The sequence below is a fragment of the Streptococcus sp. KHUD_012 genome (genome assembly GCF_052588255.1).
In genome coordinates this window covers 1,428,287-1,441,450 of the sequence record NZ_CP159355.1, presented here as the reverse complement: position 1 = coordinate 1,441,450, position 13,164 = coordinate 1,428,287, and the positions used below count along the sequence as shown (strand labels likewise).

The 13,164-nt window shown below is 40.7% G+C and carries 14 protein-coding genes and 2 pseudogenes; all 16 read left to right on the top strand.

The annotated features are described in order from the left end of the window. Position 1: 1 nt before the first annotated feature. The 16 genes and pseudogenes from ABVF55_RS06975 to mef(A) all read left to right on the top strand — a co-directional run bounded on the left by ABVF55_RS06975 (position 2) and on the right by mef(A) (position 13,100). Positions 2 to 1,108 (top strand): prephenate dehydrogenase, encoded by a 1,107-nt coding sequence (locus tag ABVF55_RS06975; RefSeq protein WP_445285109.1) that lies wholly within the window; start codon positions 2 to 4, stop codon positions 1,106 to 1,108. A gap of 100 nt (positions 1,109 to 1,208) precedes the next feature. Beyond that, a complete protein-coding gene (locus ABVF55_RS06970; protein WP_003014453.1) occupies positions 1,209 to 1,547 on the top strand; it encodes a YlbF/YmcA family competence regulator in 339 nt (112 codons plus the stop codon). A 172-nt stretch (positions 1,548 to 1,719) separates the two neighbouring features. Further along, positions 1,720 to 3,003, top strand: a complete 1,284-nt coding sequence (aroA, locus tag ABVF55_RS06965; protein WP_417774815.1) for a 3-phosphoshikimate 1-carboxyvinyltransferase — start codon at positions 1,720 to 1,722, stop codon at positions 3,001 to 3,003. Then, positions 2,996 to 3,481 carry a shikimate kinase gene (locus ABVF55_RS06960; protein ID WP_287294315.1) on the top strand — a complete coding sequence of 162 codons (486 nt, stop codon included), beginning with the start codon at positions 2,996 to 2,998 and terminating at the stop codon, positions 3,479 to 3,481. The genes aroA and ABVF55_RS06960 overlap by 8 nt, the downstream gene beginning before the upstream one ends. Further along, on the top strand, positions 3,472 to 4,326 hold the full coding sequence (gene pheA / locus ABVF55_RS06955) for a prephenate dehydratase (protein ID WP_445285108.1): 855 nt from the start codon (positions 3,472 to 3,474) through the stop codon (positions 4,324 to 4,326). The genes ABVF55_RS06960 and pheA overlap by 10 nt, the downstream gene beginning before the upstream one ends. After that, on the top strand, positions 4,323 to 5,636 hold the full coding sequence (locus ABVF55_RS06950; protein WP_272157329.1) for an LCP family protein: 1,314 nt from the start codon (positions 4,323 to 4,325) through the stop codon (positions 5,634 to 5,636). The genes pheA and ABVF55_RS06950 overlap by 4 nt, the downstream gene beginning before the upstream one ends. Positions 5,637 to 5,698: 62 nt before the next feature. Further along, the gene (gene rlmD, locus ABVF55_RS06945) at positions 5,699 to 7,057 is read left to right on the top strand and encodes a 23S rRNA (uracil(1939)-C(5))-methyltransferase RlmD (RefSeq protein WP_445285107.1); all 1,359 of its coding nucleotides are present in this window, start codon (positions 5,699 to 5,701) and stop codon (positions 7,055 to 7,057) included. 566 nt (positions 7,058 to 7,623) lie between these two features. Beyond that, a complete protein-coding gene (locus ABVF55_RS06940) occupies positions 7,624 to 7,779 on the top strand; it encodes a hypothetical protein (RefSeq protein ID WP_445285106.1) in 156 nt (51 codons plus the stop codon). Positions 7,780 to 7,799: 20 nt separating this feature from the next. Beyond that, positions 7,800 to 8,291, top strand: a complete 492-nt coding sequence (locus ABVF55_RS06935; protein ID WP_070666001.1) for a nucleotidyltransferase — start codon at positions 7,800 to 7,802, stop codon at positions 8,289 to 8,291. A gap of 93 nt (positions 8,292 to 8,384) precedes the next feature. Continuing rightward, a pseudogene (locus tag ABVF55_RS06930) lies at positions 8,385 to 8,546 on the top strand (VOC family protein); the annotation flags it as partial. Between the two features lie 21 nt (positions 8,547 to 8,567). After that, on the top strand, positions 8,568 to 8,891 hold the full coding sequence (locus ABVF55_RS06925) for a TfoX/Sxy family protein (protein ID WP_070665998.1): 324 nt from the start codon (positions 8,568 to 8,570) through the stop codon (positions 8,889 to 8,891). A 245-nt stretch (positions 8,892 to 9,136) separates the two neighbouring features. Beyond that, positions 9,137 to 9,565: an aminoglycoside 6'-N-acetyltransferase gene (aac(6'), locus tag ABVF55_RS06920; RefSeq protein WP_013903432.1), complete on the top strand. Its 429-nt coding sequence runs from the start codon at positions 9,137 to 9,139 to the stop codon at positions 9,563 to 9,565. A gap of 120 nt (positions 9,566 to 9,685) precedes the next feature. Beyond that, entirely contained in the window at positions 9,686 to 10,564 is an 879-nt protein-coding gene (locus ABVF55_RS06915) for an aminoglycoside phosphotransferase family protein (RefSeq protein WP_445285105.1), read from the top strand. Positions 10,565 to 10,569: 5 nt separating this feature from the next. Continuing rightward, positions 10,570 to 10,659: pseudogene (locus ABVF55_RS06910) on the top strand (phosphomethylpyrimidine kinase); the annotation flags it as partial. 667 nt (positions 10,660 to 11,326) lie between these two features. After that, on the top strand, positions 11,327 to 11,497 hold the full coding sequence (locus tag ABVF55_RS06905) for a hypothetical protein (protein WP_000873143.1): 171 nt from the start codon (positions 11,327 to 11,329) through the stop codon (positions 11,495 to 11,497). A gap of 385 nt (positions 11,498 to 11,882) precedes the next feature. Further along, positions 11,883 to 13,100, top strand: coding sequence for a macrolide efflux MFS transporter Mef(A) (gene mef(A), locus ABVF55_RS06900; RefSeq protein ID WP_000417519.1), 1,218 nt, complete (start codon positions 11,883 to 11,885; stop codon positions 13,098 to 13,100). The last annotated feature ends 64 nt before the right edge of the window (positions 13,101 to 13,164 follow it).

Genomic DNA, 13,164 nt, shown 5'->3' with positions numbered 1-13,164 from the left:
TTTGGAAAAGAAAGTTGTTTATATTGCAGGCTTGGGCTTGATTGGTGCTTCACTCGCGCTAGGCATTAAGAGGGCCCACCCAAATGTGACCATTCTTGGCTACAATCGGAGTGAAGCCTCTCGAACTATCGCCCTTGAAAGAGGAATGGTGGATCAAGTGACGGATGATTTCGCAGCCTTTGCTCCTTTAGCGGATATTATTATTTTGGCGCTTCCGATTAAGCAAACCAAATCTTACTTAGAAACCTTAGCTGGCCTGAATTTGAAAGACCGGGTACTGGTGACAGATGCAGGATCTACCAAGGCAGAAATTGTCACACAAGCTGAAAAAGTATTTACAGATAAGGCCGTACGCTTTGTGGGGGGGCATCCCATGGCTGGTAGTCATAAGACAGGTGCCGCAGCAGCAGATGCCACCTTATTTGAGAACGCTTATTATATTTTTACCCCTTCCAGCTTGACCACAGGGGCTGCCATGGAAGAGTTGAAAGAGCTCTTGAGTGGATTGGGATCCCGCTTTATTGAAATCGATGCCGCGGAACACGATCGGGTGACTTCCCAGATCAGCCATTTTCCTCATATTTTAGCTTCGACTCTGGTCGAGCAGGCCGTAGCTTATGGGGAAGAGCATGAAATGACCCGCCGTTTTGCGGCTGGTGGCTTTCGGGATATGACACGGATTGCGGAAAGTGAGCCAGACATGTGGACTTCTATTCTCTTGTCCAACCCTCAAGCTATATTAGAGCGGATTGCAGATTTCAAAGAGCGTTTGGATCAAGTGGCCGAGACCATTCAAGCAGATAACGAAGAGGCCATTTGGTCCTTTTTCCAAGAAGGTCGAAAGCACCGAAAAGAAATGCAAATCCATCAGCGTGCTGGACGCGATAGTGCCTATGATCTCTTTATCGATGTTCCAGATAAAGAAGGTGTGATCCTCGAAATCTTACAACTCTTACAAGGGATTTCCTTGGTCAATATTCACATCAATGAAGAAAATCGTGAAGATATCCACGGGATTTTGCAGCTGACCTTTAAAAATTTAGAGGATCAAGAGCGGGCTCAAACATTGATCAGCCAGGCGACGTCTTATACCGTTCTTGCTCGCTAGGTCTACAGAAGGATTTGCATCAAAAGGCCTGCTTCATTTTAGGAATATTGAAGGAAAAGCAGTATAATAGAAGTATCTTATCAGTAAAGGAGCCCAGAAAATGGCAAATATTTATGATGTAGCAAATGAACTCTCTCGGACCCTGCGAGACCTTCCTGAATATAAGGCTGTCGTAGAAAGCAAGCAAGCGATTGAAGCAAATCCAGAAGCGAAAACACTGTTTGACGAATACGTCGCTTTCCAAAATCAATTGCAAGGCTTGATGCAATCCGGTCAACTTCCAACAGAAGCTGTGCAACAAGAAATGAAGGACTATATGGAAAAAATCCAAGCAAGTCCGATTGTGAATGAATTTTTCACCAAACAACAGCAATTGTCTATTTATCTTGCAGATCTTGAAAAGATCATCTTTGAGCCGATTCAAGATTTATACAAATAGAAATTTCTACCAGAGTTGTCATTTCGACTCTGGTATTTTCGTTCGCTACTAGAGGAAAACAAGCTCAAAAAATGCTTGGAAACATTCGTTTTTTGTTCCAAATTTTTGATCAAAAATTGAATTCATGTCCTATTTATGATAGAATATGTGGAAAAGCACTCTGGAGATGGCAATGAAATTAAGAACCAATAGCAAGGGTCTAAAGGGAACCATTCGTGTCCCTGGTGACAAATCCATCAGTCACCGATCGATTATTTTTGGAAGTCTTGCAAAGGGCGAAACCAAGGTCTATGATATCTTGCGAGGCGAAGATGTGCTTTCTACCATCCAGGTGTTTCGAGATTTAGGAGTCTCCATCCAAGATGACGGGGATGTGATTCGGATTCAAGGAGTAGGCTTTCAAGGTCTTCAAGCCCCGACATCTCCCCTTGATATGGGCAATTCAGGAACGTCTATTCGTTTGATCTCAGGTGTCCTAGCAGGTCAGGATTTTGCAGTGACCATGGTCGGAGACGACAGCCTTTCCAAACGGCCCATGGATCGTGTGGCGATCCCACTGCGTCAGATGGGAGTTGAGATTGCTGGTCAGGGAGATCGCGATTGCCCACCTTTACATGAAAAAGGGACCCATCAGCTCAAACCGATTCATTACCGTTTGCCAGTGGCATCGGCTCAAGTCAAGTCTGCTCTCATTTTTGCGGCTTTACAGGCTGAGGGTGAATCAACGATTATCGAGAAGGAAAAGACGCGTGACCATACAGAGGATATGATTCGCCAATTTGGCGGAGAGATCCAGGTAGACGGAAAAATCATCCGCATCCAGGGCGGACAAGAGTTCCAAGGTCAAGAAGTCATCGTTCCTGGAGATATTTCCAGTGCAGCCTTTTGGTTAGTGGCTGGCCTCATTCTGCCAGAGAGTGTGATCAAGATTGAAAATGTTGGCATCAACCAAACGCGGACAGGGATTCTCGAAGTGATTCAAGAAATGGGGGGAGATCTCACCATTGAGGATCGCGATGAAAAAGCGGTCTCTGCAAGTCTCACTGTTAAGACTTCGTCCTTAAAAGGGATTCGGATTGATGGGGAGTTGATTCCACGCTTGATTGATGAATTGCCGATTATTGCTTTACTAGCGACACAAGCAAATGGTCAGACCGTGATTGCGGATGCTGAAGAGCTTCGTGTGAAAGAAACGGACCGCATCCAGGTCGTAGCAGATAGCCTCAATGCTATGGGAGCCAATGTCGTGCCAACGGAAGACGGAATGATCATCACGGGACCGACTCCCCTACATGGAGCAGACTTAGAGACCTTTGGAGATCACCGAATTGGGATGATGGCTGCCATTGCTGCCTTATTAGTGAGTGAAGGAAATGTGATGCTGGATCGGGCAGAGGCCATTAACACCAGTTACCCTAGTTTTTTTGAAGATTTGGAGACCTTACTGCATGGCTAAAATTTTACTTGGTTTTATGGGAACAGGTAAAACGACCGTTGGTCGCATTCTTGATCCAAAATTCCATGATATGGATGAATTAATTGTTGAAGAGATCGGTATGTCGATCAATGACTATTTCGCAGTGGAAGGAGAAGCAGCCTTTCGTCGTCGCGAGGCTGAAATGCTGGAGCGTTTATTGGAAAATGAAGCGGCTATTATTTCTCCTGGAGGCGGGATTGTGGTCAATCCTCATAACCGTGCGCTCTTGGAAAAAAATCCGCACAACATTTATCTGCGGGTAGATTTTGAAACCTTGTACAGACGGATTCAAAATGACAAAGCCATGCAACGTCCCCTCTTTTTAAACAACACAAAAGAAGAATTCAAGAAGATTTTTGATGGTCGTTTGCCCTTGTATGAGGATATTGCTACCCATATTGTGGATGTCGAGGACAAAACACCTGAAGAAATTGCGGAGATCATTCGATGCTTGTAGGCTATCTTGGTCCTAAGGGATCTTTTACCCATGATGTGGCCACTCATAGCTTTCCAACTTCTGAACGCATCGCCTATCGGACGATCACAGATGTCATCAAGGCTTATGAGAATCAAGAGATCGATTTTGCAGTCGTCCCAGTTGAAAACTCGATTGAAGGCAGTGTCCATGAGACCCTTGATTACCTCTTTCACCAAGGGACCATCCAGGCCGTTGCAGAAGTGGTCTATCCCATCAAGCAACAGCTCTTGGTGGCTAAAAAAGATCGGCCTATTCGAACGGTCTATTCGCATCCACAGGCCTTGGCCCAAGGGAAGGCTTTTCTAAGGGCCTATTATCCGGATGTGGCCATGGAAATGACGGCTTCAACAGCCTATGCGGCCCGCTATGTAGCAGAGCATCCAGACTTGGAAATTGCAGCGATTGCCCCTCTGGCAGCAGCCAGTGAGTATGGCTTGGAAGTACAGGCCAAAGATATTCAAGAAATCGAGGACAATTATACACGTTTTTGGATTTTAGGAGCCAAAGAGCCAGCGATCTCAGAAACATTGAATCCCTCCCTTCAAAAAGTTAGCTTGGCCTTGACCTTGCCAAGTAACTTAGCAGGAGCCCTCTATAAGGGCTTGTCTACTTTTGCTTGGCGGGGGATCAATTTAACCAAGATTGAAAGTCGCCCCTTAAAAACAGCTTTAGGAGAATACTTTTTCATTATTGACCTCCTGAATGAAGCGCCTGATCTTCTGCAGTTTGCCTATCAAGAATTAGACAGTTTGGGCATTCAGACAAAAGTCTTGGGTCAGTATCAGGTCTATACCTTAAAAGATAACGGAATGGAGAAAAGATGAGTAACGAATCCAACTTTCTATCTCACCATGAGCGAAAGCGATTAGAGTACTTATACTCAAATTTTCATTATTTGAATGAACGAGAACAATTAGAATACAATTACCTGCTCAAGAAGAGCCAAGGAGCTTATGAAGAAACAGAAGCCCTTCAACCGGAGGTAGACGCTACAGAAGAAGTGCAAGGTGAGATTGCTGAACCGATTGAGGATCTCCCTGTTTACCAATCACGTAGCAAAAAGTCTAAGAAGAAAGCAGTTGCTGCGACGAGCGATATACCTAAGAAACCACGGAAAAAGATCCGCGTCAAACGGATTCTCAAGTGGCTTGCTCTCTTTTTCTTGCTCATTATCGGCGGCATGGTCTTCATGTTTGTAAAAGGCCTCAACAGCAAGCCGACAGGTCCAGATGCCAAACCGGCTGTCGTTGAGAAATTTAACGGCAAGAAGTCGCGAGATGGGGTCAATATCCTGATCTTGGGGACAGATGGTCGGATCGGTGAGAAATCGGACGAGACCCGGACAGACTCCATCATGGTGGTCAATGTCAATAACAAAGAAGGTAAGATCAAGATGGTCAGCTTCATGCGGGATACATTGGTCCATATCGATGGTGTCAGCCAGCAAAATATTCCTGAATATGATGGCTACTACGACCAGAAGCTCAATACGGCCTTCACCATCGGGGAGCAAAATAACAATCAAGGGGCTGAATTGGTGCGTCAGATGCTCAAAGATAACTTTGACATTGACATCCAATATTACGCCATGGTCGATTTTAAGACCTTTGCGACAGCAATCGATACCCTCTTCCCAAATGGGGTCGAGATGAATGCGCAATTTTCAACGGTTGATGGCGAAAAAGTCAGTGAAGTAGAAGTGCCAGATGATTTGAACATGAAAGACGGTGTCGTTCCGCAGCAAACCATCAAGGTTGGAAAACAACGGATGGATGGCCGGACCCTTCTCAATTACTCGCGTTTCCGTAAGGATGATGAAGGAGACTTTGGTCGGACCCGTCGCCAACAAGAGGTCATGTCCGCTATCATGCATCAGATCAAGGATCCAACCAAACTCTTTACGGGATCTGAAGCCCTTGGGAAAGTCTTTGCCATGACGTCTACCAATGTTCCTTTCTCCTTCCTATTGACCAATGGACTTGGACTAGTCGGAAGTGCTGGAAAAGGAATTGAACGAGTGACCATCCCAGAAAATGGAGATTGGGTCGATGCCTACGATATGTATGGTGGCCAAGGCCTGTTGGTCGATTTCGATGCTTATAAAAAGAAATTGTACCAAATGGGACTGAGATGATATAATAAGGGGATAGGAGTTTTGGACTCCACCCCTTTTAATTTGTAGAAAGATAGAAAACGATGTTAAAGAAAAATGAAATTGTAACGGTTGAGATTGTCGATTTGACCCACGAAGGAGCCGGAGTAGCTAAGGTCGATGGCCTGGTCTTTTTTGTGGAGAATGCCCTGCCAGGAGAAGTCATCCGCATGCGCGTGCTCAAGGTCAATAAGAAAATCGGTTACGGAAAAGTAGAGGAGTACTTGGAAAAATCCCCTCACCGCAATGAAGAACTAGACCTGGCTTACTTGCGAAGCGGCATTGCTGACTTGGGTCACCTAGCTTATCCGGAGCAGCTGAAATTCAAGGCCAAGCAGGTCAAGGATAGTCTCTACAAGATGGCAGGAATTTCTGATATCGAAGTGCCCCTGACCTTGGGAATGGACCATCCTGTCCAATACCGCAACAAGGCTCAGGTCCCTGTCCGTCGTGTCAATGGTCAGGTAGAGACAGGCTTCTTTCGCAAGAACTCTCATGATTTGATGCCGATTGAAGACTTTTATATCCAAAATCCAGTCATTGACCAAGTGGTCTTGGCTCTTCGAGATTTAATTCGTCGGTTTGACCTCAAGCCTTATGATGAAAAGGAACAATCAGGCTTGATTCGCAATCTTGTGGTCCGCCGAGGTCACCATTCAGGAGAAATCATGGTCATTTTGGTCACCACTCGTCCTAAAGTGTTCCGTGTGGACCAGTTGATCGAGCAGTTGATCAAGCAATTTCCAGCCATCAAATCCGTTATGCAAAATATCAATGACCAGAATACCAATGCCATTTTTGGAAAAGAATGGCGTACGCTTTATGGTCAAGACTATATTACCGATCAAATGTTGGGCAATAGCTTCCAAATATCTGGTCCAGCCTTTTACCAGGTCAATACCGAAATGGCAGAGAAGCTCTATCAGACAGCTATTGACTTTGCGGAGTTGAGAGCAGAGGATATCGTGATTGACGCCTACTCCGGAATTGGGACCATTGGCTTATCAGTTGCCAAGCATGTCAAGGAAGTCTATGGAGTGGAGGTCATCCCCGAAGCCGTGGAGAATAGCCAGAAGAATGCTAGTCTAAATGGCATCACCAATGCCCACTATGTCTGTGACACAGCTGAAAATGCTATGAAGAATTGGCTCAAAAAAGGCATCCAGCCAACCGTTATCCTAGTCGACCCACCACGCAAGGGCTTGACCGAAAGCTTTATCAAAGCAAGTGCCCAAACAGGTGCCAGCCGCATCGCCTATATCTCCTGTAACGTTGCCACCATGGCGCGTGATATCAAACTCTACCAAGAGTTGGGCTATGAATTGAAGAAAGTCCAACCGGTGGATTTATTTCCTCAAACGCACCATGTAGAGTGTGTGAGTTTGTTAGTGAAACGCAATTAATCCTCAAAAGGTTCACTGAACCTTTTGAGTCCACAAACGTATCACGTCGAGTGTGTAAGTTTGTTGGTAAAACGCAGTTAATCCTCAAAAGGTTCACTGAACCTTTTGAGTCCCGCAAACGCACCATGTTGAGGCGGTATGACTACTTGTATGAGCTAGATAGTAGCGAAGTAGAAGTAGATGATCTGCCCATGGGACAAGGTGAGACCGAAGGTCGAGAAGGTGCCCTGGGGTATAGGACTCGTAGAATGAGGAGAGAAACCGACGAAATGATACGGTAACAGCGAACTGCTGAGTGTGTAAGTTTGTTGGTAAAACGCAGCTAATCCTCAAAAGGTTCACCCAAACCTTTTGAGTCCCACAAACGCATCATGTTGAGGCGGTATCACTACTTGTACGAGCTGAGACCTCAGAGAAGTAGAAGCAGATGCTCTGCCCATGCGATAGGACTCGTAGAATGAGGGGGAAACCGACGAAATGATAAAGCAAGTCCGAACCGCTGAATGTGTAAGCTTGTTTGTTAAATGTGGATAATCGTTCAAAATTCAGAAGGACTAGAGATGTATATGTTGGAATTGTATCAAAATCCTTCTTATAAAGATCTAGTCGCATTTGAGTCCTTAAAAGAAGGAAAAGACTTTGTATCTAAAATAACTGGATACACTCTAGAAAATGAAAATGATTTTGTTCAAGGTAATAAAGTAGAAATAACGAACATTTAGATGAAAGGTTTAGAGTAAACATGAGTCTCTTATTTGAAGAATTTAAAACTATTTGTTTCCATTTAAATCGAGTCGGAATTACACCGACACTGATGGGGTCTTTGGGATTGGAGTTTAGAACGAAAGAAAATTGGGAGCCGTCTGACATTGACATTCATGTGCCTGGTGACCCTAGAGGTTGGGAAGCACCTGATTATCTCAGAATTTATGACTGGGATAAGATAATGAAAGTGATGAAAGACTTAGGCTACGTCTTAATAGATATTCATGAGCATGAATTCAAAAAGGATCGAGTGAGTATTGAATTTGGAAGTATCGATTCCTTACCTGATTTTGCAGGAGTCTCGGAATCGGATATAGAGCTTATTCACATTGAAGGCATCACTTTTCGTCTTCCAAGTCTGGAGCAGTATCTAAGTATTTACAAAGCTTCTTCTCAAGACTCCTATCGAAATGATCACAATAACAATAAGGATTTTAAAAAGATCGAGTGGCTGGAAAGACATTTGTAAATTATCATATGAAAAGTAGTAAGTTGTAAGACTGGCTGCTATGTTATTTTTATTATCATTTTATTGCTTATTTAATTTATACTATATTGGCTAGTAATAGAATTAGTAAAATCAGGTGGAAAAATTGTAAAAGAGCCACAGGGACTTTTCTGGGGTAGATATCAAGCATATTTTTCGGATTTAGATGGATATTATTGGGAAGTTTCTTGGGGACCCAATTTTCAATTTGATGAAAATGGACTATTGAAATTTTAGTAATTAAGTGAGATAGCAAAAATGGCTTCAAGTAAAGAATATTTAGATTTCATTTTAGAACAATTGTCTGAGTTGGAAGAAATATCATATAGAGCAATGATGGGTGAATATATAATTTATTATCAAGGGAAAATCATGGGTGGGATTTATGATGATAGATTTTTAGTGAAGCCTGTCAAAACTGCAATAGCGTATATGCCGAATGTAGAATACGAATTGCCGTATGAAGGTGCAAAGGAAATGCTATTGGTAGATGATGTTGACAACAAAGAATATTTAACCGGCTTATTTAATTCAATGTATGATGAGTTACCTGCACCAAAACCAAAGAAAAAGAAATTATGAAATCTCAGTTTATCTAGGTTATACCATTTAACGATAACCTTATGCTATCGTTAAAAAGTTTATAGAACAGACAAGACTATCTAGCATAATTAGTGTTCACTCGTTTCATGTTGAGGTCGTACCACTACTCTTCCAATCTGAGACAGTCGAAAAGTAGAAGGGGATGGTATTGGTATCAATCAATGAGTAACAAAGTGACAGCATGATTCGTAACATTTGCTTGTAATTTGCGGAGGAACATCAGTATGGATGGAATAACAAAAGATTCTATAAAAACGGCTAAACTAATGAAACAATTATGGCCCCAATTGACCGATAAAGAAGCTATTGATGAAGTAAAAAAATATACGAATGGCAAAAATACTGCAATCTTTACTGAAGTTGAAGGTGACACAATTGTAGGTCTAGCACTATGTTCACTCAGATTTGATTATGTTGAAGGTTGTAAATATAGTCCTGTTGGATTCTTAGAAGGGATTATTGTCGACGAGGAATATCGTTTAAAGGATATTGCTAAAAATCTCTGTACAAAATGTGAGGAATGGGCGAAAAATAAAGGATGTAAGGAATTTGCAAGTGATTGTACTTTAACGAATACGGATTCTATAAGATTTCATCTCAATATTGGATTCCAGGAGGCAAATAGAATTATTCACTTTAAGAAGAAATTATAATTTCAGAACGTGGTCAAAATTTATATATCTTTAGGAAGTGTAAAAGAATGGACGGACTACGAATTACTTTTCATTAGTTAAGAATATAGTAATGTTGTAAAGTTAATCGAGGAGTTATTGATGAATTTTATTAGTAAGATAGCCATAAATAAAGGCTGGTCAGATGATAAAAAATATTGTGTGACAGATCAAAATCAGCAAAAATATTTCTTGCGTGTTTCTGATAAGGAGAAGTTAGATTCTAAAAAATTTGAATTTGATATGATGGAGAAAGTAGCTTCTCTTGGAGTTCCAATGTGTAGACCAATTAGCATAGAACTCTGCGATGATGGAGTACATTCTTTACACGAATGGATAGACGGGAAAGATGCAAGAGAAACCATTTTAACTGTTTCAAAAGAACAACAATACACTTACGGAGTAGAAGCAGGAAGTATACTTCGAAAAATTCATTCACTTCCTGTTACAGAAGTTCGTGAAGATTGGGAATCCTTTTTTAATCGTAAAATTGATGACAAAATCAAAAAATACAAAGAATGCCCCGTTCAATACGAAAATGGTCAGATCTTTATTGATTTTTTAAATGCAAATCGAGAATTGTTGAAAGATAGACCTCATGTTTTCCAACATGGAGATTATCATATCGGGAATTTCATGATTGGTGAAGATCGTAAAATTTATGTCATTGACTTTGATAGATTTGATCTTGGAGATCCTTGTGAGGAATTCAATCGTATTGTATGGTCTGCTCAAGTCTCTCCCTCTTTTGCGTCTGGTATGATAGATGGATATTTTGATGGTAAGGTTCCAGATTTATTTTGGAAACTTCTTGCTATCTATATTCTAAATAACATAGTTGGTGCTCTGCCATGGTCTGTTCCTTACGGAATCGAAGAAATAGCAGTAATGCAAAATCAAGCTAAGGAAATTTTAGAATGGTATGATGATATGAAGCAAATCATTCCTAGTTGGTATTTGATTGAGAAAAAAGCTGAATAATAAAAGAGTTGATTAAAGAAGAACTTGATGGTTGGGATATTAATAGTAAAGAGATTCAAAAAGTTTACAAGCTAGCAAGTAAATTTATTAAATGATAATTCTAAACTATAAAGTTAAAAAATGGTAACTATAAAATAATTTCATTCTATAGTATAATTTTAAACAACAAGTCAGTCACTTTCGTTCTATAATATAGAAGTATACTAGCACCACATGTTGAGGCGGTAAGTTTGCTAGTCAAGGAGTAAAACGACGAAGATTAGCATTTACTTCCGCCCATGCGATAGCTGTCCGTGATTGACAAGTGCTAGCACGCAGACAGAACGGAGATAGCGAACCGCTGAGTGTGTCGCTCTGCTCGTAAAAGCTTAGAAACCTTTGAACGAAAGGGATAATGAAAGCCTTGATTGCAAGGCTTTTTGCTTTATGGTGGGTAAGTATCAGAGTGAGAAAATTTTTGGAATGAGTAGAAGTGATAGCTAGAAATTATCAGTTTCTATTTCCATTTACCCTGTGGGTACGTGTTTGTTTCCATTGACAAGGAGTTTGTGGGAATAGAAATGTACCCACCTTGTTTGAATCAAGTGAAGTGTAGTTGAAGGAAATCTGTTGAAAGCAATACTTCATTTTACCGAATAAGTAATAATTTAGGCAACTTCAAATCGATTAAAAAAAACTATTTTAAAGGTTAAGAGTAGACAAAAATTGTCCACTCTTTTTTGCAAACTCAATTTATCAATAAATGAAATGAGGGAATGTAAAATGAAATATTTTGAGGTTGAGTTAGAAAATCCTGATGAATTTTTAAAACTACAAACAGAAGATTTTGTGAAAGCTAATCGCTTGCTACTAAGGAAGATAATCCAGAGCGTTACAGTCTATGAAGAAAACTTCGTCATATCCTTTAAATCTGGCATCGAATTGGAAGTATGAGTCTCATTCCATAACTTTTATATTGAACATATCATCTTGTTGTGTTATACTATAAATTGATATAAACAAAGATGTAGGAGGAACCGAAACTATGACAGCCTCAATGCGTTTAAGATAAGCTGGCAATAAAAAAAGCAGAATCTATACCCGATGATAGGCTTTTTTGTTGTGCTTATTTATACGATATTGAGCATTCATTAGTTACGGTGAGGATATTGGTTATTTAACTATACCTTTATTTAACTATGTCTTTAATATGAATGTTTCCAAATTGTATGTATGCAGACCAAAAGCCACATTGTGGGGTTTGGCCTGCATTTTTTATTGCCTAGAATGCTATTCAAAATAGAAATTCAAGCAAAATAATATGCAGGAGATAATATAAATGGAAAAATACAACAATTGGAAACGAAAATTTTATGCAATATGGGCAGGGCAAGCAGTATCATTAATCACTAGTGCCATCCTGCAAATGGCGATTATTTTTTACCTTACAGAAAAAACAGGATCTGCGATGGTCTTGTCTATGGCTTCATTAGTAGGTTTTTTACCCTATGCGATTTTGGGACCTGCCATTGGTGTGCTAGTGGATCGTCATGATAGGAAGAAGATAATGATTGGTGCCGATTTAATTATCGCAGCAGCTGGTGCAGTGCTTGCTATTGTTGCATTCTGTATGGAGCTACCTGTCTGGATGATTATGATAGTATTGTTTATCCGTAGCATTGGAACAGCTTTTCATACCCCAGCACTCAATGCGGTTACACCACTTTTAGTACCAGAAGAACAGCTAACGAAATGCGCAGGCTATAGTCAGTCTTTGCAGTCTATAAGCTATATTGTTAGTCCGGCAGTTGCAGCACTCTTATACTCCGTTTGGGATTTAAATGCTATTATTGCCATCGACGTATTGGGTGCTGTGATTGCATCTATTACGGTAGCAATTGTACGTATACCTAAGCTGGGTAATCAAGTGCAAAGTTTAGAACCAAATTTCATAAGGGAGATGAAAGAAGGAGTTGTGGTTCTGAGACAAAACAAAGGATTGTTTGCCTTATTACTCTTAGGAACACTATATACTTTTGTTTATATGCCAATCAATGCACTATTTCCTTTAATAAGCATGGAACACTTTAATGGAACGCCTGTGCATATTTCTATTACGGAAATTTCCTTTGCATTTGGGATGCTAGCAGGAGGCTTATTATTAGGAAGATTAGGGGGCTTCGAAAAGCATGTATTACTAATAACAAGTTCATTTTTTATAATGGGGACCAGTTTAGCCGTTTCGGGAATACTTCCTCCAAATGGATTTGTAATATTCGTAGTTTGCTGTGCAATAATGGGGCTTTCGGTGCCATTTTATAGCGGTGTGCAAACAGCTCTTTTTCAGGAGAAAATTAAGCCTGAATATTTAGGACGTGTATTTTCTTTGATCGGAAGTATCATGTCACTTGCTATGCCAATTGGGTTAATTCTTTCTGGATTCTTTGCTGATAAAATCGGTGTAAATCATTGGTTTTTACTATCAGGTATTTTAATTATTGGCATTGCTATAGTTTGCCAAATGATAACTGAGGTTAGAAAATTAGATTTAAAATAAACAATATTGGAGGAATATTTATGTATCTTATTTTCATGTAACTCTTCCTGCTAAAATCGCAGGG

Coding starts and splice junctions, on each gene's coding strand:
- ABVF55_RS06970 (WP_003014453.1), top strand. CDS start 1,209: ATGGCAAATATTTATGATGTAGCAAATGAACTCTCTCGGACCCTGCGA.
- aroA (WP_417774815.1), top strand. CDS start 1,720: ATGAAATTAAGAACCAATAGCAAGGGTCTAAAGGGAACCATTCGTGTC.
- ABVF55_RS06960 (WP_287294315.1), top strand. CDS start 2,996: ATGGCTAAAATTTTACTTGGTTTTATGGGAACAGGTAAAACGACCGTT.
- pheA (WP_445285108.1), top strand. CDS start 3,472: ATGCTTGTAGGCTATCTTGGTCCTAAGGGATCTTTTACCCATGATGTG.
- ABVF55_RS06950 (WP_272157329.1), top strand. CDS start 4,323: ATGAGTAACGAATCCAACTTTCTATCTCACCATGAGCGAAAGCGATTA.
- rlmD (WP_445285107.1), top strand. CDS start 5,699: ATGTTAAAGAAAAATGAAATTGTAACGGTTGAGATTGTCGATTTGACC.
- ABVF55_RS06940 (WP_445285106.1), top strand. CDS start 7,624: ATGTTGGAATTGTATCAAAATCCTTCTTATAAAGATCTAGTCGCATTT.
- ABVF55_RS06935 (WP_070666001.1), top strand. CDS start 7,800: ATGAGTCTCTTATTTGAAGAATTTAAAACTATTTGTTTCCATTTAAAT.
- ABVF55_RS06925 (WP_070665998.1), top strand. CDS start 8,568: ATGGCTTCAAGTAAAGAATATTTAGATTTCATTTTAGAACAATTGTCT.
- ABVF55_RS06915 (WP_445285105.1), top strand. CDS start 9,686: ATGAATTTTATTAGTAAGATAGCCATAAATAAAGGCTGGTCAGATGAT.
- ABVF55_RS06905 (WP_000873143.1), top strand. CDS start 11,327: ATGAAATATTTTGAGGTTGAGTTAGAAAATCCTGATGAATTTTTAAAA.